General features: G+C 64.8%; 17 protein-coding genes. 7 read left to right on the forward strand and 10 right to left on the reverse strand.

Translation table 11 applies throughout. The annotated features are described in order from the left end of the window. Nucleotides 1-228: 228 nt before the first annotated feature. On the reverse strand, nt 229-1,839 hold the full coding sequence (locus tag FBZ93_RS30570; RefSeq protein WP_146991157.1) for an ABC transporter substrate-binding protein: 1,611 nt from the start codon (nt 1,837-1,839) through the stop codon (nt 229-231). Nucleotides 1,840-2,195: 356 nt separating this feature from the next. Here FBZ93_RS30570 and FBZ93_RS30575 point away from each other — a divergent pair, with 356 nt between their 5' ends. The 4 genes from FBZ93_RS30575 to coaA all read left to right on the forward strand — a co-directional run bounded on the left by FBZ93_RS30575 (nt 2,196) and on the right by coaA (nt 6,869). After that, nucleotides 2,196-3,056 carry an FAD binding domain-containing protein gene (locus FBZ93_RS30575; protein ID WP_146991208.1) on the forward strand — a complete coding sequence of 287 codons (861 nt, stop codon included), beginning with the start codon at nt 2,196-2,198 and terminating at the stop codon, nt 3,054-3,056. 4 nt (nt 3,057-3,060) lie between these two features. Next, nucleotides 3,061-3,543, forward strand: coding sequence for a (2Fe-2S)-binding protein (locus FBZ93_RS30580; RefSeq protein ID WP_074130951.1), 483 nt, complete (start codon nt 3,061-3,063; stop codon nt 3,541-3,543). Next, nucleotides 3,540-5,798: a xanthine dehydrogenase family protein molybdopterin-binding subunit gene (locus FBZ93_RS30585; protein ID WP_146991158.1), complete on the forward strand. Its 2,259-nt coding sequence runs from the start codon at nt 3,540-3,542 to the stop codon at nt 5,796-5,798. Before FBZ93_RS30580 ends, FBZ93_RS30585 begins: the two co-directional genes overlap by 4 nt. Before the next feature lie 138 nt (nt 5,799-5,936). Then, entirely contained in the window at nt 5,937-6,869 is a 933-nt protein-coding gene (gene coaA, locus FBZ93_RS30590) for a type I pantothenate kinase (RefSeq protein ID WP_146991159.1), read from the forward strand. Between the two features lie 97 nt (nt 6,870-6,966). Here coaA and FBZ93_RS30595 read toward each other — a convergent pair whose 3' ends face one another. Further along, complete coding sequence (locus FBZ93_RS30595) at nt 6,967-7,911, reverse strand: ornithine cyclodeaminase family protein (RefSeq protein ID WP_146991160.1); 945 nt, start codon at nt 7,909-7,911, stop codon at nt 6,967-6,969. A 151-nt stretch (nt 7,912-8,062) separates the two neighbouring features. Between FBZ93_RS30595 and FBZ93_RS30600 the strand changes: the two genes are divergently transcribed. Continuing rightward, nucleotides 8,063-8,803, forward strand: a complete 741-nt coding sequence (locus FBZ93_RS30600) for a DUF4239 domain-containing protein (RefSeq protein WP_146991209.1) — start codon at nt 8,063-8,065, stop codon at nt 8,801-8,803. A gap of 164 nt (nt 8,804-8,967) precedes the next feature. Next, nucleotides 8,968-9,354, forward strand: coding sequence for a COG4315 family predicted lipoprotein (locus tag FBZ93_RS30605; protein ID WP_167529280.1), 387 nt, complete (start codon nt 8,968-8,970; stop codon nt 9,352-9,354). Nucleotides 9,355-9,409: 55 nt separating this feature from the next. Here FBZ93_RS30605 and FBZ93_RS41435 read toward each other — a convergent pair whose 3' ends face one another. Both FBZ93_RS41435 and FBZ93_RS30615 read right to left on the reverse strand, forming a co-directional pair. Beyond that, entirely contained in the window at nt 9,410-9,757 is a 348-nt protein-coding gene (locus FBZ93_RS41435; protein WP_246667708.1) for a hypothetical protein, read from the reverse strand. A gap of 192 nt (nt 9,758-9,949) precedes the next feature. Next, complete coding sequence (locus FBZ93_RS30615) at nt 9,950-10,531, reverse strand: HdeD family acid-resistance protein (RefSeq protein ID WP_167529281.1); 582 nt, start codon at nt 10,529-10,531, stop codon at nt 9,950-9,952. Between the two features lie 236 nt (nt 10,532-10,767). Between FBZ93_RS30615 and FBZ93_RS30620 the strand changes: the two genes are divergently transcribed. Continuing rightward, nucleotides 10,768-10,989, forward strand: a complete 222-nt coding sequence (locus FBZ93_RS30620; RefSeq protein ID WP_050426447.1) for a dodecin — start codon at nt 10,768-10,770, stop codon at nt 10,987-10,989. Nucleotides 10,990-11,237: 248 nt separating this feature from the next. Here FBZ93_RS30620 and FBZ93_RS30625 read toward each other — a convergent pair whose 3' ends face one another. From FBZ93_RS30625 to FBZ93_RS42000, 6 genes are all read right to left on the reverse strand, one after another. Next, complete coding sequence (locus FBZ93_RS30625; protein ID WP_146991162.1) at nt 11,238-11,798, reverse strand: GNAT family N-acetyltransferase; 561 nt, start codon at nt 11,796-11,798, stop codon at nt 11,238-11,240. Nucleotides 11,799-11,816: 18 nt separating this feature from the next. Continuing rightward, complete coding sequence (locus FBZ93_RS30630) at nt 11,817-14,174, reverse strand: Orn/Lys/Arg decarboxylase N-terminal domain-containing protein (protein WP_146991163.1); 2,358 nt, start codon at nt 14,172-14,174, stop codon at nt 11,817-11,819. Nucleotides 14,175-14,277: 103 nt separating this feature from the next. Beyond that, nucleotides 14,278-15,426, reverse strand: a complete 1,149-nt coding sequence (locus FBZ93_RS30635) for a DJ-1/PfpI family protein (RefSeq protein WP_146991164.1) — start codon at nt 15,424-15,426, stop codon at nt 14,278-14,280. Between the two features lie 179 nt (nt 15,427-15,605). Beyond that, nucleotides 15,606-16,220, reverse strand: coding sequence for a tetratricopeptide repeat protein (locus FBZ93_RS30640; RefSeq protein WP_146991165.1), 615 nt, complete (start codon nt 16,218-16,220; stop codon nt 15,606-15,608). A 239-nt stretch (nt 16,221-16,459) separates the two neighbouring features. Then, the gene (mctP, locus tag FBZ93_RS30645; RefSeq protein WP_246667709.1) at nt 16,460-18,016 is read right to left on the reverse strand and encodes a monocarboxylate uptake permease MctP; all 1,557 of its coding nucleotides are present in this window, start codon (nt 18,014-18,016) and stop codon (nt 16,460-16,462) included. A 200-nt stretch (nt 18,017-18,216) separates the two neighbouring features. Next, the gene (locus FBZ93_RS42000) at nt 18,217-18,624 is read right to left on the reverse strand and encodes a DUF3311 domain-containing protein (protein ID WP_433995454.1); all 408 of its coding nucleotides are present in this window, start codon (nt 18,622-18,624) and stop codon (nt 18,217-18,219) included. Nucleotides 18,625-18,781: the final 157 nt, after the last annotated feature.

Consider the following 18,781-nt stretch of genomic DNA (forward strand, 5'->3'; position numbering starts at 1 on the left):
GGAGTGCGCTGAACGGGGCCAAGACGGCGGCGCTGACGCAATCGCCGGACGCCTGCGCGATTTCGGAATATTGGAAATGTATCCCTGAGTTGCCCGACATGTCAAGCCGCCTTCGAACGCCGGCAGCCGCTGGCTCCTTTGCATGGGGTTGTTTTCGATATTTTTGGCCGCACGCAGCTGCGGCGGTGCCGCAAGCAGGCGAAGCGAGGCTGCGGACAAGCCGATTGACTATTCGGTCTTGTCGACGTTCCAGAACACCGGCGGCGCCGGGCCTTCGAGCACGCCGGTCAGCGATTTGCGCCAGGCGCTCGGCAAGCGGAACTGGCCGAGCGGGATATAGATCACCTGCTCGTAGGCTTCCTTCTGGATCTCGACCGCGAACTTCTTCTGCTCCTCCGGCGACGTGGCGCGCGCGTAGGCGTCGCGCATCTGCTCGAGCTTGGCGTCTTCGGGCCAGCCGAACCAGGCTTTCTTGCCGTTCGCGGCGATCTGGTTGTTGACGATCGGGTTCATCACCTCGGTGGCGCCGGTGAAGGTGAAGAACAGGTTCCAGCCGCCTTCCTTCGGCGGCTTCTGGCTGGCGCGGCGGCTCACCACGGTCTGCCAGTCCGTCACCTGCGCGTCGACGTTGAAGCCGGCCGCGCGCAACAGCTGCGCTGCGACCGTCGGCGGCCCCTTCAGCGTCTGCACGTCGCCGGGGATCATGATCACGACCGGCGTGCCGTCATAGCCCGAGGCGGCGAGCGCCTTCTTGGCCTCGGCCATGCCGTTGCCCTTGATCAGCGTCTCCGCGCCGGCGTCGCTGGCGAGCGGCGTGTCGCAGGCGAAATAGGAGCCGCAAATCTCGTAGAACTTCGCGTTGCCGACGGTGGCGTCGAGCACGTCCTTCTGGTTCATCGCCAGGAACGCCGCGCGGCGGACCTTGGGGTTGTCGAACGGTGGATGCAGGAAATTCATCCGGCCCTCGATCTGGAAGCCGAACTTGTTCAGCACGGCCACGGTGAGATCGGAATTGGCCTCGAGCACCGTCAGCAGGTCGACCGAGGGCTGTTCCAGGAAGTCGATCTCGCCGGATTGCAGCGCGTTGATCGCGGTCTGTGCGTCCGGCATCGTGATCCATTCGACGCGATCGACTTTTGCGACCTTGCCGCCCGACAGCCAATCCGGCTTTTCCTTGCGCGGTACGTAGTCGGCGTTGCGCTCATAGACCGCCTTGACGCCCGGCTGGAATTCGGCGGCCACGAACTTGAACGGTCCGCAGCCGATCTGTTCGGCGATCTGCTTGCCCGGCGGCGTCTCGGCGAGCCGCTTCGGCATCATGAACGCGACGTAGGAGGAGGGCTTTGCCAGCGACTCCAGCACGAGGCCATACGGCTCCTTGAGCTTGAGCACGATGGCCTTCGGCCCGTTAGCCTCGAGAGAAGCCGTGAATTCGGCCAGCTTCTGCGCCATGCCGTCGACAGCGGTCCAGCGTTTCAGCGACGCGATGCAGTCCTCCGCCGTGACGGGCGCGCCGTCATGCCATTTCAGGCCGTCGCGCAGCGTGAACGTGTAGGTCAGTTTGTCGTCGGAGATGGTCCAGTCCGCCATCTGCGGCCGGACCTTGAAGCTGGAATCGATGCCGAGCAGCGTGTCGTAGACCATGTAGCCATGGTCGCGGGTGATGTAGGCGGTGGTGAAACCGGGATCGATGATGCGCAGGTCCGAATGCATCACCGCGGTGATGGTCTTGCCCTTGGCCGCGGCGACGGCGCGCGATGACAATATGGCCGGGGCTGCAATCGCCGGCGGCACGCTGGCCGCGAGCTTGAGGAGTGTCCTGCGCGAAACATCCGCCATTCACCATCTCCCGATTTGCCGTTGCGCCGGCAAGCATGCCGCAGCGACCGGCATGCTTCACGAATTCGTTGTTGAAAGCAAGCAAGGGCCGCGCCACTGGTCTGGCACCCGGATTCCTGGATTGGTCAGGCGAACGTGCGATGACCGCGGCCGCGGCGCGCGTTGCGCCGGCACCGCACAAGTCCGCATCCTGCATAGGAGCCTGCGCTTCCTGCCGCACCTCGCAGGCTGTTCGGACCCTGATCCGCCGTGTAGGCTTATGGTCCTGCCGGCCAGCAATAAGGCCATATCCCCTTAAGGGAACAAGCAGCGCGATCGAGCAGCCGAGGGAGACCAGAAGAACCGTCATGACCGATATCCGATACGTAGCACCGCGCACGCTTGATGAAGCGATTGGCGCATTTGCTGCCGCCGGGAGTGCCGCCCGCATTATGGCTGGGGGTACCGACTTATTGGTGCAAATGCGCTCCGGCCTGGTGCGGCCGGGATTGATCGTCGACATCAAGAAGATCGGCGAGATGACCGAGATCACCGAGACCGCCGACGGCGGTTTCCGCGTTGGTGCCGCCGTCTCCGGCATGGAGCTTGCCGAGCATGCGCGCTTCGGCAGGGTGTGGCCCGGCGTGCTCGAGGCCGTGAACCTGATCGGCTCCAAGCAGGTGCAGGGCCGGGCCTCGGCCGGCGGTAATCTCTGCAACGGCTCGCCGGCCGGAGACAGCGTGCCGGCGATGATCGCGGCGGGTGCCGTCGTCACCGTGCAGGGCCCGAACGGCCGCCGCGAGATCAAGGTCGAGGACGTGCCGGCCGGACCGGGACGGACCAACCTCAAGCCGGGCGAGATCCTGGTCAGCTTCGCGTTGCCGCCGCGGCCTGCGGGGTCGGGCGACGCTTATCTGCGGATGATCCCGCGCACCGAGATGGACATCGCGGTGGTCGGGATCGGCGTCAGCCTGACGTTAAAGGACGGCATCTGCACCGCCGCCCGTGTCGGCCTCGGCGCGGTGGCGCCGACTGCGCTCTTGGTCGCGCCGGCAGCCCAAGCGCTGGTTGGTTCGAAGCTCGACGATGCCGCGCTGGAAGCAGCCGCTGCCGCATGCCGCGCCGCCTGCCGTCCGATCGACGACAAGCGCGGCACCATCGCGTATCGCACCAAAACCGCCGGCGTGCTGCTCAAGCGCACCGCCGCGATCGCGGCCCAGCGCGCGGGAGGACATTAGCATCATGCCGAAACTACACGTCACCACCTCGGTTAACGGCGAGCCGGTCGAATTCCTGTGCGAGCCGTATGAGACCATGCTCGATGCGCTGCGCGGGCAATTGGGGCTCACCGGCTCCAAGGAAGGCTGCTCGTCCGGCGATTGCGGCGCCTGCTCGATCACGCTCGATGGCCGTCTCGTTTGCTCCTGCCTGATGCTCGCGGCCGAGGCCGAGGGCCACGAGATCCGGACCATCGAGGGCATGGCCAAGGGCGAGAAGCTGCATCCCCTGCAGCAGAAGTTCCTCGAGCATGCCGCGCTTCAATGCGGCATCTGCACCTCGGGGATGCTGGTCGCTTCCGAGGCGCTGCTCGCCAAAAATTCCAACCCGACCGAAGAGGAAGTCCGCTTCTGGCTCGCCGGTAATCTCTGCCGGTGCACCGGTTACGACAAGATCGTCCGCGCGGTGATGGAGACCGCGGCTGAAATGCGGGAGACTGCACGATGAACGTCGTCAACAACAAATGGATCGGCCAGCGCACCATCCGGCCCGATGGCGTCGACAAGGTCACCGGCCGCGCGGCGTTCGCCGCTGACACTACGATGCCCGGCATGATCTGGGGCAAGGTGCTGCGCAGCCCGCATCCGCACGCCCGCATCAGGTCGATCAACACCGCCAAGGCCGAGGCGCTGCCCGGCGTCAAGGCAGTGGTCACCTCGCGCGACATCGTCGACTTCACGATCGAGAAGGGCGCGGTGATGCTCGGCATCCAGGACATGCGCTGGATGTGCCGCAACGTGATGGCGCGCGACAAGGCGCTCTTCCCCGGCCACCCCGTCGCCGCCGTCGCCGCGACCACGGAGGCGATCGCAGCGGAAGCCTGCAAGCTGATCGAGGTCGACTACGAGGTGCTGCCCTGGGCGATCGAGATCGACGACGCGATCAAGGACGGCGCGCCGATCCTGCACGAGTTCAACAAGTTCGACGGCAAGCCCTCGAACATCATGGGTCGCATCGAATCCAAAAAGGGCGACATCGCGCAAGGGTTCAAGGACGCCGAGATCGTGATCGAGCGCTGCTTCTCCACGCGCCCGGTGCACCAGGGCTATATCGAGCCGCATGCCTGCCTGATCTCGGTGGCGGCCGACGGCAAGACCACGATCTGGTCGTCGAGCCAGGGCCAGTTCATGGTGCGCGCGATGACGTCGATGCTGACGGGCATCCCGCAGAGCGACATCCGCGCCATCCCCGCCGAGATCGGCGGCGGCTTCGGCGGCAAGACCATCGTCTATCTCGAGCCGCTCGCGACCTTGCTCGCCAAGAAATCCGGCCGTCCTGTGAAGATGGTGATGACGCGCGAGGAGGTGATGCGCGCCACCGGGCCGACCTCGGGCTCGAAGAGCACGGTGAAGATCGGCGCCAGGAAGGACGGCACCATCGTCGCCGCCCATGGCAGCTTCTATCTGCAGGCCGGCGCTTTCCCGGGCTCGCCGATCCGCGGTGCGGTCGGGTGCAGCTTCGCGCCCTATGACATTCCGCATGTGCTGTCGGAAGGCTTTGACGTCTGCTCCAACCGCTCCAAGGTCGCGGCCTATCGCGCGCCCGGCGCGCCGATCGGCGCCTATGCGGTGGAATGCGTACTGGACGAGCTCGCCGAAGCGCTCAAGATGGACCCGCTCGCGCTGCGGCTGAAGAACGCCGCCAAGGAAGGCACCAGGGCCGCGCACGGACCGGTGTTTCCGCGCATCGGCTATATCGAGACGCTGGAGGCCGCGCAGAACCATCCGCATTATGCCGCGCCGCTCGGCAAATATCAGGGTAGGGGCGTCGCCTCGGGCTTCTGGTTCAATGCCGGCGGTGAATCCTCCGCGCAGGTCAACATCACCGAGGACGGCAACGTCGTCGTCACGACGGGGCATCCCGACATCGGCGGCTCGCGCGCCGGCATCGCCAACATCTGCGCCGAGCTGCTCGGCATCGACTACAAGCGCGTCTCCGTCATCATCGGCGACACCCAGACAGTCGGCTTCTCCAACCTGACCGGCGGCAGCCGCGTGCTGTTCGCCTCTTCGATGGTGGTGACGCAGGCGGCCGACAAGGTGATCGCGACCTTGCGCGAGCGCGCGGCGAAGCTCTGGGAGATCGACCCTGAAGCCGTGAAGTGGGAGAACGGCGCCGCGCATCCGGTCAGCCCGAATGCCGGCCAGTTCGAGCCGTTGACGCTCGCCGACCTTGCCGAGAAGGCGCCCTCGCAGGGCGGCCCGATCGGCGCCAGCGTACAGCTCAACACGCAAGGCGCGGAAGGCGGCTTCGGCACGCATATCTGCGACGTCGAGGTCGATGTCGATCTCGGCATCGTCCGCGTGATCCGCTACACCGCCGTCCAGGATGTCGGCCGCGCCGTGCATCCGAGCTATGTCGAAGGCCAGCTGCAGGGCGGCGTCGCGCAGGGCATCGGCTGGGCGCTGAACGAGGAGTACATCTACAACAAGGACGGCAAGGTCGATAATCCGGGCTTCCTCGATTATCGCATGCCAGTCTGTTCCGACCTGCCGATGCTCGACTGCGCGCTGGTCGAGGTGCCGAACCCGAAGCATCCGCAGGGCGTCAAGGGCGTCGGCGAGGTGCCGCTGGTGCCGGTCATGGCCGCGGTCGCCAATGCCGTGCACAACGCGCTCGGCAGACGCTTCTACAGCCTGCCGATGTCGCCGCCGAAGGTGTCGGCGGTGCTCGCTGCGCCGACGCAGCAGGCCGCGGAGTAGGGAGCGTAGGGCGGGTTAGGCGAAAGCCGTAGCCCGCCATCTCTCCGTGGATCGATCGGCGGCGGGTTACGCATCGCTAACCCGCCCTATGGTTGTGGGCCATTGACGTGGGAGTCTTTGCCTCGGCAAGATCGGAGAATGACCCATCCCGACGAACTCTCCGCCTACATGATCTTCAGCCGCAGCGATTGGGCGGCGCTGCGCGCCAGCACGTCGCTGACGCTGTCGGATGCCGATCTCGCGGCGCTGCGCGGCCTCAACGGGCCGATCACCTCAGCCGAGGTCAGTGATGTGTACCTGCCGCTGACCCGGCTGCTGAACCTGCATTTCTCGGCGGCGCGCAATCTGATGCAGGTCAAGGCGGAATTTCTCGGCCGGCCGGCGCGCCGTTCGCCCTACATCGTCGCGTTGGCCGGCAGCGTCGGCGTCGGCAAGAGCACCTTTGCCCGCGTGCTGTGTGCGCTGCTGGCCGGCTGGGCCGATCAGCCGCAGGTCGCGCTGGTGACGACCGACGGCTTCCTGCATCCCAACGGCGTTCTGGAAGAGCGCGGCCTGATGCGGCGCAAGGGCTTTCCCGAGAGCTACGATCTGCCGCGGATGCTGCGGTTTCTCGCGGCGGCCAAGGCGGGTGAACGCGAGCTCGAGCTGCCCGTCTACTCGCATCTGATCGGCGACATCGTGCCGTCCGAACGGCAGGTCATCCGGCAGCCGGATATCCTGGTGTTCGAGGGTCTCAACGTGCTGCTGGCGCGCGGCACGGCGCCGGTGGTGGTCTCGGACTTCTTCGACTTCTCGATCTACCTCGATGCCGATGAGGCCGACATCCAGTCCTGGTATGTCGAGCGTTTCCTCAGGCTGCAGCCGACCGCGTTCCGGAATCCCGCCTCCTATTTCCACCACTACCGGGACCTGCCGCCCGGTGACGCGCGCGAGGTCGCGGAGCGGCTGTGGCGCGAGCACCACCGCGCCAATCTCAGGGAGAACATCCTACCGACGCGGACGCGCGCCGACGTCGTGCTGCGCAAGCGCTCCGATCACTCGATCGGTGAAGTCTGGCTGCGGGAGACGTAGCAATGTAGGGCGGGTTAGGCGAGGCCGTAACCCGCCGTCTTTCCGCGCGTCGGGTTGGGTCGGCGGGTTACGCTTCACTAACCCGCCCTACGGTCCCTCACTTCAGCTCTTTCCCCAGCTGCGCGAACACCGTCTCGCAGGTCATCAAATCCAGATGCCCGCCGCCGGCGTTCTTGAAGAAGGTGATGTCGTCAGCCGACTGCCGGCCGGTGACTGCACCGCTCGCGAGGTCGTAGTGGTCGCCGAGCACGTCGCTCTCCTTGATCGCACCGCTGGCGATCGGCTGCAGGATGTCGCCGACGCCGTCGAAGGCGGATTCGCGGCGGTCGACGAAGATGCGCGAGCGCCGCGCTGCCTCGTCGTCGGACTCGCGGGTGTCGGGGGTGAAGCCGCCGACCAGATCGAGATGGGTGCCGGGCTTCAGATTGGCGCCCTTGACCAGCGGCTCGCGCGAGCGGGTGCAGGTGGTGATGATGTCGGCCTTGCCGGTCGCGGCGTCGAGATCGCTCACCGCCTCGGCGGCGATGCCGTCGGCTTCCAGCAGCGTGGCGAGCTCCTGCGCGCGCTCGACGGTCCGGTTCCAGACCCGCACCCGCTTCAACGAAGGCCGCACCGTGCGGTGGCCGCGCACCAGCCAGCGCGCCATCTCGCCGGCGCCGACCACCAGCAGCGTCTCGGCATCCGGCCGGGCGAGGTGCTTGGCGCCGAGCGCGGAATCCGCGGCGGTCTTCCAATGGGTGATCTCGGCGGCGTCCATCACCGCGAGCGGCCGGCCGTCATTGCCGTCGAACAGCACGCAGACCGCCTGCACGGCCGGCAGCTTGCCGTGCGCGAGGTTGCCCGGGAAGCTGGTGTAGAGCTTGGTCATCATGAAGCGGCCGGCATCGACCGCGCTGCGGGTCACCAGCTGCTGGCCCTTGTCGTCGCCGAGATAGCCGTCATGGACCGCGATCTTGGGCCGCCGGTGCGCGGCCTCGATCGCCTCGATCAGGATTGGAAAGCTCAGGACGCGGTTGACCTCGCTGTCGTCGACAATATGCACGTGGTTCTCTCCTCGGGCACCCTTGCGCGGCTCCCGGAGCGCGCCAAAGCGGCTCCGGACTGGATAGCGTGTGGGGAAGGCTAGTCAACCGGACATGCGCTGCGCCCCTTGCTATCCTGCGCATCTGATTCTCTCGCAGGTCTCGCAAGCCGTGGTTGCAGTCGTCGTCGCCATCCTGATCTTCATGCTGCTCGGCGGCGCCGCGCTTGGGACCATGGCGATCCATGGCCGGCTCGAGGATCATCACCGCAGCGACGAGACCAATACCTCGGTACGCCTGGTCGCGACGCTGTTCGTCACCATGCCGTCGCTGCTGCTCGGCCTGATGATGAACAACTCGGCCAACACCTACGTGGCGGTCGACCGCAATCTGCATGTGTTCGCCACCGACCTCATCCTGCTCGACCGCAGCCTGCGGCCGCTCGGTCCCAGCGCCGACGAGCCGCGCCGGCGGCTGCTCGCCTATGTCGAGCAGGTGCTCAAGGATGTGCCGATCTCACGGGCTAACGAGGTGTCCGAACATCTGCTCGACGAGGTCGGCACCAGTCTCCGCGAGCTGAGGTTCGGCGACGAGCAGAAGGTCGCGCTGTGGAACGATGCAAGGTCGCTCTATCGGCAGGCGGTGCAGCAGCGCTGGACCTTTGTCGAGCAGTCCGACGGTTCGTTCCCGTCACCGCTGATCTGCATTCTGGTCGGATGGCTGACACTGATGTTCGCGACGCTGGGCTTTCGGGCGCCACGCAACGCGGTCGTGATCTCGACCTATGTCGCCGCGGCGGCGCTGGTCGCGGCCGCGATCTATCTGATCCTCGAAATGAGCACGCCGTTCTCCGGCCCGATCCAGATTTCCGACCGCCCGCTGGTGCGTGCGGCGGAGGAGATCAGGCGGTAGCTCATTCGGATCGAGCTAAGCGGCGGTATTGGCACGCGCCCTCGGCTTTATTCCCCTCACATCAGTCGCTCGGCCGGAAATTGTTTCCGCACCGCCGGCGGAATAGTGCAGGCCTTCGCGCGTCCTTACGCATGCAAGCGATTTGCACTCGAAAGGGAGACATCATGAAGACAACGTTCGCACTCACGCTCGCCGCCGCCGCTTCGTTCGCTCTTGCGTCTGCCGCCTTTGCCGCGCCGCCGACCAAGACCGGCACCACGGCGAAGGGTTCCGTCCTGACCGACACCAAGGGCATGACGCTCTACACTTTCGACAAGGACACGGACGGCAAGTCGGCCTGCAACGGCCCCTGCGCGACCAACTGGCCGGTGCTGAAGGCGGATGCCGGCGACAAGGCTGAAGGCGGCTACACCATTATCTCGCGCGACGACGGCTCGAAGCAATGGGCCTACAAAGGCAAGCCGCTCTATACCTTCGCCAAGGACCAGAAGGCCGGCGACATCACCGGCGACGGCTTTCTCAACGGTGCCTGGCACCTCGCGCAGCCCTGAAGAGTTGCAGCTTCGTAGGGCGGGTTACGCTTTGCGAACCCGCCCTGTGATTGCGTCAGCGGCCACCGCCACCACCGCCACCACCGCCGCCACCTCCGCCACCGCCGCGGCCTCCGTTCATCAGGGCCTGGTTGTAGCGCGGGTCGGACTGCTTCATGTAGTCCGGTGAGATGTCGCGGTCGCGCGCGCGACCCGGACCGGCCAGTGAGACAGGCTGCCCGCATCCCGCGAAGATCAGGAAACTGCAGGGCGGATCGACGACGCGCGGCTGAAATGCATGGGCTGCCGTGGTCGTCAGCGCCGTCGTGGCGACGGTGGTGGCGAGCACGGCGGCTGCCGCCAAGGCGGTGGTGCTCGCGACGGTGAATAACGCTGCAGTTGAGAGTCTCGATCGCATCGACATAGCAAATTCCATCCTTCGGTTCGGCGAAACCGGAATGGCCCGCTCGCAAAATTGGACGGGGCCTGATGGAAGTGGGTTCGAGCGGGAAGCCGCGATTTTGCGATGCGGACACGACAACGTGAAGGCGCGAACCGACGCGTCTTCCGCCGAAGGCTCAGCCTGCGCCGGCAGGTTTGCCAGCGCTTTGCGCGTTCAGGTGCGCTGCTTCAGCGCCATGCCCATGCTGATCCAGCTGACGCCGGCGCAGATCAGGTCGACGCTGAGGAAGATGCCGAGCACGTAGAGGCTCGACACCGGCCAGTGCGCCAGGATCATGGCGCCGAGCACGAGCGTGATCAGCCCGGAGATCGCGACCATTCCCCACGGCGCCGCCGAGTTCATGCCGAACGCGAGGAAGATCCGCACGATGCCGGAGACCACCAGCGCGATGCCGAGGAACAGCGTCAGCGTCGCCGCCGCGAGCAGCGGATTCTCGAAGGTGATGAATCCCGCAACGACATAGAGCGCGCCGAGCAGCAGCCAGAACAGGAACTTGCCCCACGTCTTGAACTGGAAGGCGTTCACGATCTCGGCGGCGCCCGCGACGATCATCATGGCGCCGACGAACAGCACGCTGACGACGGTGGCGAACAACACACTGCCGAAGGCGAGCACGCCGGCGATCAGGTAGATCACGCCAAGGGCGACGATCCAGCCCCACTTCGCGCGAAGGTTGGCAAGCCCGGATCCGAGGCTGTGAGGAGGAGTGGCGGGTGAGCTGGACGCTGTGGACATCGTATCGCTCCCGAATACTTGATCAAACCATGCTACCATAGGTGACCGCGCGGACAAGGGCAGGCGCAGGGTGGCACCAAATGCAGGTGGCACCAAAGGCGCCGCGACACGTTGATTCAAATCAATCGGCGTGTTGCCGCGCAGCATTCGTTCGACGACGGCCGGTTTGCACCAGACGACGGACTGTCCGGATTGGACTGCAAACTGTCCGGACCGCATCCACAAAGGAGGTCGACATGCCCACGACGCACGACAAGGACCACGTCTACAAGATCCTCGAACTGGTCGGATCATCCGACAAGAGCATCGAGGCGGCGATCGAGAACGCCGTCAGCCGTGCGTCGAAGACGATCCGGGAAATGAAATGGTTCGAGGTGGTGCAGACGCGGGGCCATATCGAAGACGGCAAGGTCCGGCACTACCAGGTGACGCTGCGGGTCGGCTTCACGCTGGAGTAGGCGGCGTCCGGCAATGATGCGTGTACGCGTTTCGTAGGATGGGTAGAGCGAAGCGAAACCCATCATTCGCGCTGCGGATATGAAGTGATGGGTTTCGCTGCGCTCTACCCATCCTACGCGACGCCATGCCCGCGAAGCTGCGTCGCCACCAAAGCTGTCATCGTCCGGCTCGACCGAGCGATCCACTGAATGCGGTGGTTATGGGTCCTGGCTTTCGCCAGGACGACGAATGAAAACAGCGCGGCCCATCACCGCCGCGACAGCGGCGCGGGCGGGGGCGGGGCGGTGGCGCCGGCGGCGAGCGAGCGTTGCACCATCACGGTGTCGGACCAGCGGCCGTAGCGATAGGCGACGCCCGGCAAATGCCCGACGCGGGCAAAGCCGAAGCGGTCGTGCAGCGCGAGCGAGGCGGCGTTGTCGCTGTCGATGTAACCGATCATCTGGCGAAAGCCGGCCGCGGCGCAGGTGTCGACCAGCACCTGTAGCAACTTGCCGCCGACGCCCTTGCCGGTGAAGCGGTGGTGAATATAGATCGAGTGCTTCACCGTGTAGCGATAGGCCGGGCGCTTGCGGAACTGGACCACATAGGCGTAACCGACCACCTCGCCGTCGCACACCGCGACCAGATGCGGCAGGCGGGTGCTGCGCAGGTTCTTGCGGCGGTCGCGCAGATCGTCGGGCTCGGGCGTGCCGCTATCGTCGACGCTCTCCTCGATGCCGTGGCGGATGTGATGGCGGTAGATCGACAGCATCGCATCGACATCGCTGTCACGGGACGGACGGACGGTGATCTTCTGATCATTCTCCATTGCGTGTAGACCGTTCCCTTATTCGGAGACCACGTAGGTGTAGAAGCGGACGCGGCCGGATTCGTCAATCTCCTTGTAGATGCCCTGCACCTCGACCTCGAAGCCCGGGAACGCGTTGAAGCTCGCCTCGAACATCTTGAGGTAGTCGATCATCGGCTTGCTTCGTTCCGACAGCCGCTCGCCCGGCACGATGGTTGCGATGCCGGGCGGGTAGACCACGAACGGCGTCGCAGCGACGCGGCCGAAGATCTGGTCGATCGGCAGATAATCGACGTCGTTGCGGATCAGGTATTGCGCAGCCTGGCGCGGCGACATCGCGATCTCGGGCAGATGCTCGGGCAGGAATTGCCTGGCCTGCAGCGTGCTGACGCCGCCGTCGCGGAAGAAGCGGTGCATGTCGCCGCAGAGATCGCGCAGCCGCACCCCGCTGTAGCGTTGCGGGCGGCGGCGGAAGAATTCGGGGATGACGTCCTCGATCAGCGCGTTGTCGTCGTGCAGCTTCTTGAAGGCGACGAGCCCGGAGACCAGCGTGCCGGCCTTGCTGGCCTCGACACCGGGCGTCAGCAGGAAGAGCAGGGAGTTGAGGTCGTTCTTCTCGGCGACGATCTGGTTCTCACGCAGATATTGCGCCACGACCGGCGCGGGGATGCCGTGATCGGCATAGGCGCCGGTGGCGTGATCGAAGCCCGGCGTCAGCAGTGTGAGCTTGTTCGGGTCGGTCATCGCGAAGCCTTCCGTCAGCTCGGGGAAGCCGTGCCAGGTTTCGCCCGGACTGAGCTGCCAGTAGGACGGATTGGTCGCGAGCTGGTCGGTCGAGATCGTCTCCCAGGCGACGTTGTGCACGCCGTTCTCGCGGGCGATGTCGGGGATCTTCACCCGGTCCGGCACGAACGGCTCGAAGAACCAGCGCCGTTCGGCCCGTGTCTCCTTCTCCTCGAACTCGCGCTTCACCGCGCGGATCTTCTTGCGCAGCTCGATGCCGAGCCGGATCGTGTCGTCCCACAACACTTCGCCGGAGCGGCCCTTCATCATCTGCGCGCCGACGTCGAGCGAGGCGAAGATCGGATAAAACGGCGAGGTCGAGGCGTGCTGCATGAAGCTTTCGTTGAAGCGGCGGTGCTCGACCCGGCGCTTCTGGCCCTTGATGTGGCGGTCGCGGATGTGGATCTGCGAGGCCTGCGAGAAGCTCGCCAGCTGCTTGTGGGTCGACTGGGTGGCGATGATGCCGGGCGCCTCGGGGCCGAGATTGGCGAGCCCCATCGCGAAGCGGCCGGCATAGATCGGGTGGAATTTCATGAAGCCGGCCCAGGCCTCGTCGAACAGGATGTAGTCGCAGAGATGGCCGATCCGCTTCAGGATCATCTCGGCGGAATGGATGGTGCCGTCATAGGTGCACTGCTCGACCACCGCGACGCGGAACGGGCGCTCCTTCTTCCAGGCGTTCTCGTCCTTGACCAGCGGGTGCTTGCGGATGTGGTCGCGCAGCGCGCCCTCGTCGAGCAGGTCCCAGCGCATCGGGCCGATCAGGCCCCAAGCATTGCGCACCGTCGGCACGTAGACCGGGATGCCGCCGCCGATCAAGAGCGCGCCGTGATGCGCGGCCTTGTGGTTGTTGCGGTCGAACAGCACGAGGTCGCCGTCGGTGACCAGCGAGCCGAGCGCGACCTTGTTAGAGGTCGAGGTGCCATTAAGCACGAAATAGGTTTTTTCCGCGCCGAAGATCTTCGCCGCTTCCTTCTGCGCGCGCAGCGCCGGCCCCTCATGGGTGAGGAGGTCGCCGAGGTCGAGCACGGAATTGTCGAGGTCGTCGCGGAACACGGCTTCGCCGAGATGCTCGACGAACACCCGGCCGATCGGGCTGCGGCTGTAGAACACGCCGCCATTGTGGCCCGGGCAGGTCCAGAGCTGGTTGCCTTCCTCGGCATAATCGACCAGCGCCCCGAAGAACGGCGTCTTCAAATTCTCGGCGTACTGCTTGAGCCTGGAGATCAGGTTCTTGGCGATGAAGGGCGGAGTTTCCTCGGACAGGAACACGTAGCCGTCGATGAAATCCAGTACCTCGACCGGGAGATCCTCGAATCGCTTGCGGCGGATCAGAAGGATGATCGGGAAGTCGAGGCCGCGCCGGCGCATCAAATTGATCAGCGCCGCGGTCTTGCCCTCGAGCCCCTTCTTGCCCCAGTCGACCACCATGCAGCCGATCGCGGCATCGGTCTGCACCGCGATTTCGGCATCTTCCAGCTTGCGGGCGCGGACCACCTCGAAGCCGGAGCGCTCGATTTCGGTGATGATCTGATTGAATCGGATGCCTTCGAGGTCGTCCGCCTCGAAAACCGGCGCGGCAAACAGGAAGTTGAAGCGTTTGAAATAGTCCATGCGTGTCCCCGAACTGTGCTGGCGCTGACGTGTCGGCACTATTCATGACAAACAGATGACAATGGGGATAGCAGGCAATCAAATGCGAATGGAGGGGCGCTTTTCAGCGCACGGCGTGGCCCCTCGGATATTCGAGCTGGACGGCGACGAAGTCCGCCGTGCTCCCGCCATAGCGTGCCTCGATCCCGGCAAGCGCCTGGTCGAGCGCTTGCGCGGGCGGTGTCGTGCCGACCGCGGGCAGCAGGCGGTCCGCGGGCCAGCTGGCTGCCACGGTTTGCGGATAGATGCGTAGGCCGTTGCGGGTCGTCACGGGATCGGCGGTCGCGGCGAATGTCGCAGCATGCGAGCGATAGGTGCGCGACCAGCTGTCCGCCACCAGCGCCAGCGAGACCTCGTCGACACCAGGGACAAGCGCGAGGCCGAGTTGCTCCCGGTTCCAGAACGCCAGCGTGTTCCGGATCGCGGTCAGCGCGAAGGGGCGGGTGAACTTGAAGGCGTTGCTGTCATGCCGCGCATCCCAGCCGGGTAGGCCGATCGCGCGGGCGACGGCCTCGGCCTTCTCGCGGCCGGCGATCGCCTCGATCAAGGTAAGCGACATCGGCATCGACGCCGAAATGCCGGTCGTCGTCGCGACGCCGCGGTCGACCACGATGCGGCGGTCGGCAACGTAGCGGATCGCGGGATGATTGTCGCGCCAGCCCTTCAGGTAGAACCAGTGCGTGGTCGCGCGCCGGCCATTGAGCAGGCCGGTCGAGGCGACGACCTTGCCGCCGGCACAGATGCCGACGATCACGGCGCCTTGCTCCGCCTGCCGCCGGATCCATTGCAGGACGGCCGGATCGTCGTCGCGGCTCATCGCCGGCACGATCACGTAGTCGGCGCCGTCGGGATGCGCGGCATCGAATGCCGCAATCGTGGCATCCGGCTCGACCTTCAGCACCGGGAACAGCGTGACCGGACCTGGTCCCGTCGCCAGCGTGACGACGTCGGCGACATCGGCACGCCTGAGGATGCCGTAGGGCATCAGATAGTCGGTGGTCTCGGTCATGTCGTTGATGCCGACGATCGCGATCAACGGGCGGGCGCGCTTCGGCTTGAGCGCCGCGAGCGTGGCGTCGTGCTCCCGCTGCGTGATCGGCGGCTGAACCCGGAACGCCGACGCGGCGGGCAGGGTGAAAAGCCAGATGCCGCCAACGATTGGAATCAGCGCGGCCACGGCGATGCCGCTCCACGCGAGAAGCCGCCAGGTCATGATGATCGATCTCGTATCCGCTTGGGTCGCACGGCGCGGAAACTAGTTGGCGCGCATGCGGATCGGAATGGCGAAATTCCCGCAAAAACGGACACGCGCGTGGCCCGGATGAGCGCGAGCGACATCCGGGCCGATGTATCCCTGCATATCGCTTTCGCGCATGCAGGCGACCAGCGCGTTCAATAGACGAGACTTGTCCCCGGCGGCTTCTCGAGCGCGGCTGCCAGCGAGCGATATTCGTCGCAAGTCGTGCCGCAGATCTCGGCGATCCGGCTCAGATGATACTGGGCGGCATCGCGGTTGCCCTGTTCGATCTGCCAGAGGCCGTAATAGTTCCACGTCAGCACGTGGTTCGGATCGGCCTTCAGCGCACGCTCGTACCAGACCTGCGACTGCTTGTAGTCGCCGAGCTTGCGGTAGGAGTAGCCGATCAGATTGGCGACGTTGGGATGATCGTCACGGCCGAGTGCGTGCAACTGCTCGATGGCGGCGGCGTAGTCGTTACGCTCGTAGATCGTTGCATAGGCTGCGCGATAGCCGTCGCGGAATGCCGGATCGTCGAAGCTGGATTGCTTGGCCGGTCTTTTCTTCTGCGTGGTCCGCTTGCCCTTCTCCTGGGGGTAGGACGGCGGGGCGGGGGTGCTGTAGCTCGACCCGTAGAGCTCTCCGCCGCCTGCTCCTCCTCCGCCGCCACCACCACCTCCCGCGGCAATGACGCTTTGTGGCGGGAGCAGGATGAGCGGCACTGTCAGGAGTGCCACATGCGTTGCGAGCCTCATCGGTGACCGGATCATGCAAACCTCCCGATTCGAACAGGCCAGTCGTTGACCTGAATCAACAACTCCGCGTGACGGGTGACATTCCCCATTCTCCAAGAAAAATATTGCGGGAAAGAATCTGGCAATCGCGCTGCCCTTCTGGCGCGAGCGGCGTCGCGTGTCGCACACGCGGTGTTACGGTCCTGGAGTGGGCAGTCAGAAACTAACATCCGTGTTAGTTGCCGTGCTTCGTGTCTTCCGGCTGAGGCCGTGGATTACGCCGTCGGCGACGACGCATGATATTCGGCCGCCGCGGTTTCGTCGGTCGAACCGGCGCCCAGCCAGGTGAGCAGCAGGGTGAGCACAACTGTCAGACCGAGGTTGACGATCACTGCGTAAAGCGCCGCATAGCCTGGGAAGGTGAAGGTGCCGACCGCAAGCGCATAGGTCGGGGCAAGCTTTGCAGCGATGAACATCGCGGTGCCGGTGGTGATTCCGGCGGCCCAACCGATCAGCAATGCCCAATCATTGAACCAGCGCGTATACACGCCCAGCAGCACCGAGGGCAGCGTCTGGATGATCCAGATGCCACCGAGGAGCTGCAGGTAAATCGCAAACTTGGACGGCAGGAAGAGGATAAAGACCAGCGCGCCGAACTTGACAATCAGCGATACCCACTTTGCCATCTGCGCTTCTTGCCTGTCGGTCGGCTGTCGATTGATGAACTCGCGATGAATGTTGCGCGTGTAGAGGTTGGCCGCGGCAATCGACATGATCGCCGCCGGGACGAGAGCTCCGATCCCGACGGCCGCGAATGCGATCCCCACGAACCATGAGGGGAAGCTATGGAGGAACAGTGCCGGCACTGCAAAGTTGTTGCCGAACTGCTTGAAGCCGGCCGCATATTCGGGAAGTTCGCTGACGCCTGCGGCGATGGCAAAGAAGCCGATGAGGGCGAGCAGACCGAGCATGAACGAATAGCCCGGCAGCAGTGCGGCGTTGCGACGGATGGCGCGGCCGCTGCTTGCGGCGAAAATCCCGGTGATGGAGTGCGGATAGAGGAAGAGCGCAAGCGCCGATCCTAGCGCCAGTGTCGCGTAAGTCCCATATGCGCCGGTCGTGTTGGCGCCGGGAGCAGCCAGCAGCAGTTTCGAGGCCGGTACGGCCGCAAAGATCTTCTCAAAGCCGCCCAGCTGTATCGGCACGACGACGACCGCGGCGAATGCGGTCACATAGATGAGGATATCCTTGACAACGGCGATCGAGGCGGGGGCTCGCAGCCCGCTCGAGTAAGTGAAGGCCGCGAGGATGATAAAGGCGATGACGAGCGGCAGGTCCCCGGCGTAACCCTCTCCCGAAATACCCAAGCCTCCGATCACGACCTGCAACCCGACAAGTTGCAGCGCGATGTAAGGCATCGTCGCCACGATGCCAGTCACCGCGACTGCCAGCGCGAGCCAGCGGTTGCCGAAGCGCCCGCGCACGAAGTCGGCGGCGGTGATGTAATTGTGCCTGTGACAGACGTACCATAGCCGCGGAAAGGCCAGGAAGAGAATGGGGTAGGCGACGATCGTGTAGGGGACCGCGAAAAACGCAATTGCGCCGGCCCCGAAGGCGAGTGCCGGAACGGCAACGAACGTGTAAGCCGTGTAGAGGTCGCCGCCGATCAGGAACCAGGTGACGATGGTGCCGAAACGACGTCCTCCGAGCCCCCATTCATGCAAGAGATCGAGGTCTCCCTGGCGCCAGCGGGCCGCGGCAAAGCCCAACCAGGTGATGAAGGCAAACAGCACCACGAAGATGATGAAGGCGGTCCAGTTCACGTTCTGCACGGCACCCTCCCGGTTAGCCCTCCTCGTTACCTCGTCGCTTTCTCCTCATCTCGGCAGTCCGGCCCGGCGTTGTATCGGTGCGCGGCACGATGAGATTGCGTTGAATCGTCTTAGCTCCTTGTTTGGGCATGATCTCGCGCAAACGCGTTCCGCGTTTGTCGCGAGGGAAAAAACCGCTTCATGCTTTTCCGGATCATGCTCTAGTCCTCCGTTGCAAAGTAGACAATCGCAGTCAGGAAGGCTCCGATGATGATCCAAAGAAGTTGGTACCAGTAGAAGAAGGGCATGCCGATCCAGGATGGCTCGATCCTGTTGTAGAATGGCGGCCAGAGCACTGCGATGAACTGAATGAGAAGGAGCAGATACCACCAACTCCATTCTGCTCGTCTGGTATGTTGATTCACGATTCCTCCTCGGAAGAAGTCGGGCTCCTCTTGATGTTGCTCTCGCCAGCGCGATCGCTGCGTGGTTCGAAAACTCGCTGACGGCTCGGGCGATCCACTACCAATGTCGTGCCTGATCCGGCGAGCGACGAGGCTCATCCAAATTGATGACGAGCCGATCAATTCTCTTGCAGCATCCACGAGCTGAAAAGCGATCCACAGCAACGCGCCGCGGCGATCCAGTATATGACTTTCGTGGAACTTTGGTTCCTAATCCATGTCATTCCGTTAGTCAGAACAGGGCTATGGGTTTGTTCGCACGTGCAGCATCGTCCCGGTATGTCGTGGACGGCGCGTCGCCGCACTCTCATGGGGGTGCCGG

The sequence above is a fragment of the Bradyrhizobium macuxiense genome (assembly GCF_007993935.1).
Taxonomy (GTDB): domain Bacteria; phylum Pseudomonadota; class Alphaproteobacteria; order Rhizobiales; family Xanthobacteraceae; genus Bradyrhizobium; species Bradyrhizobium macuxiense_A.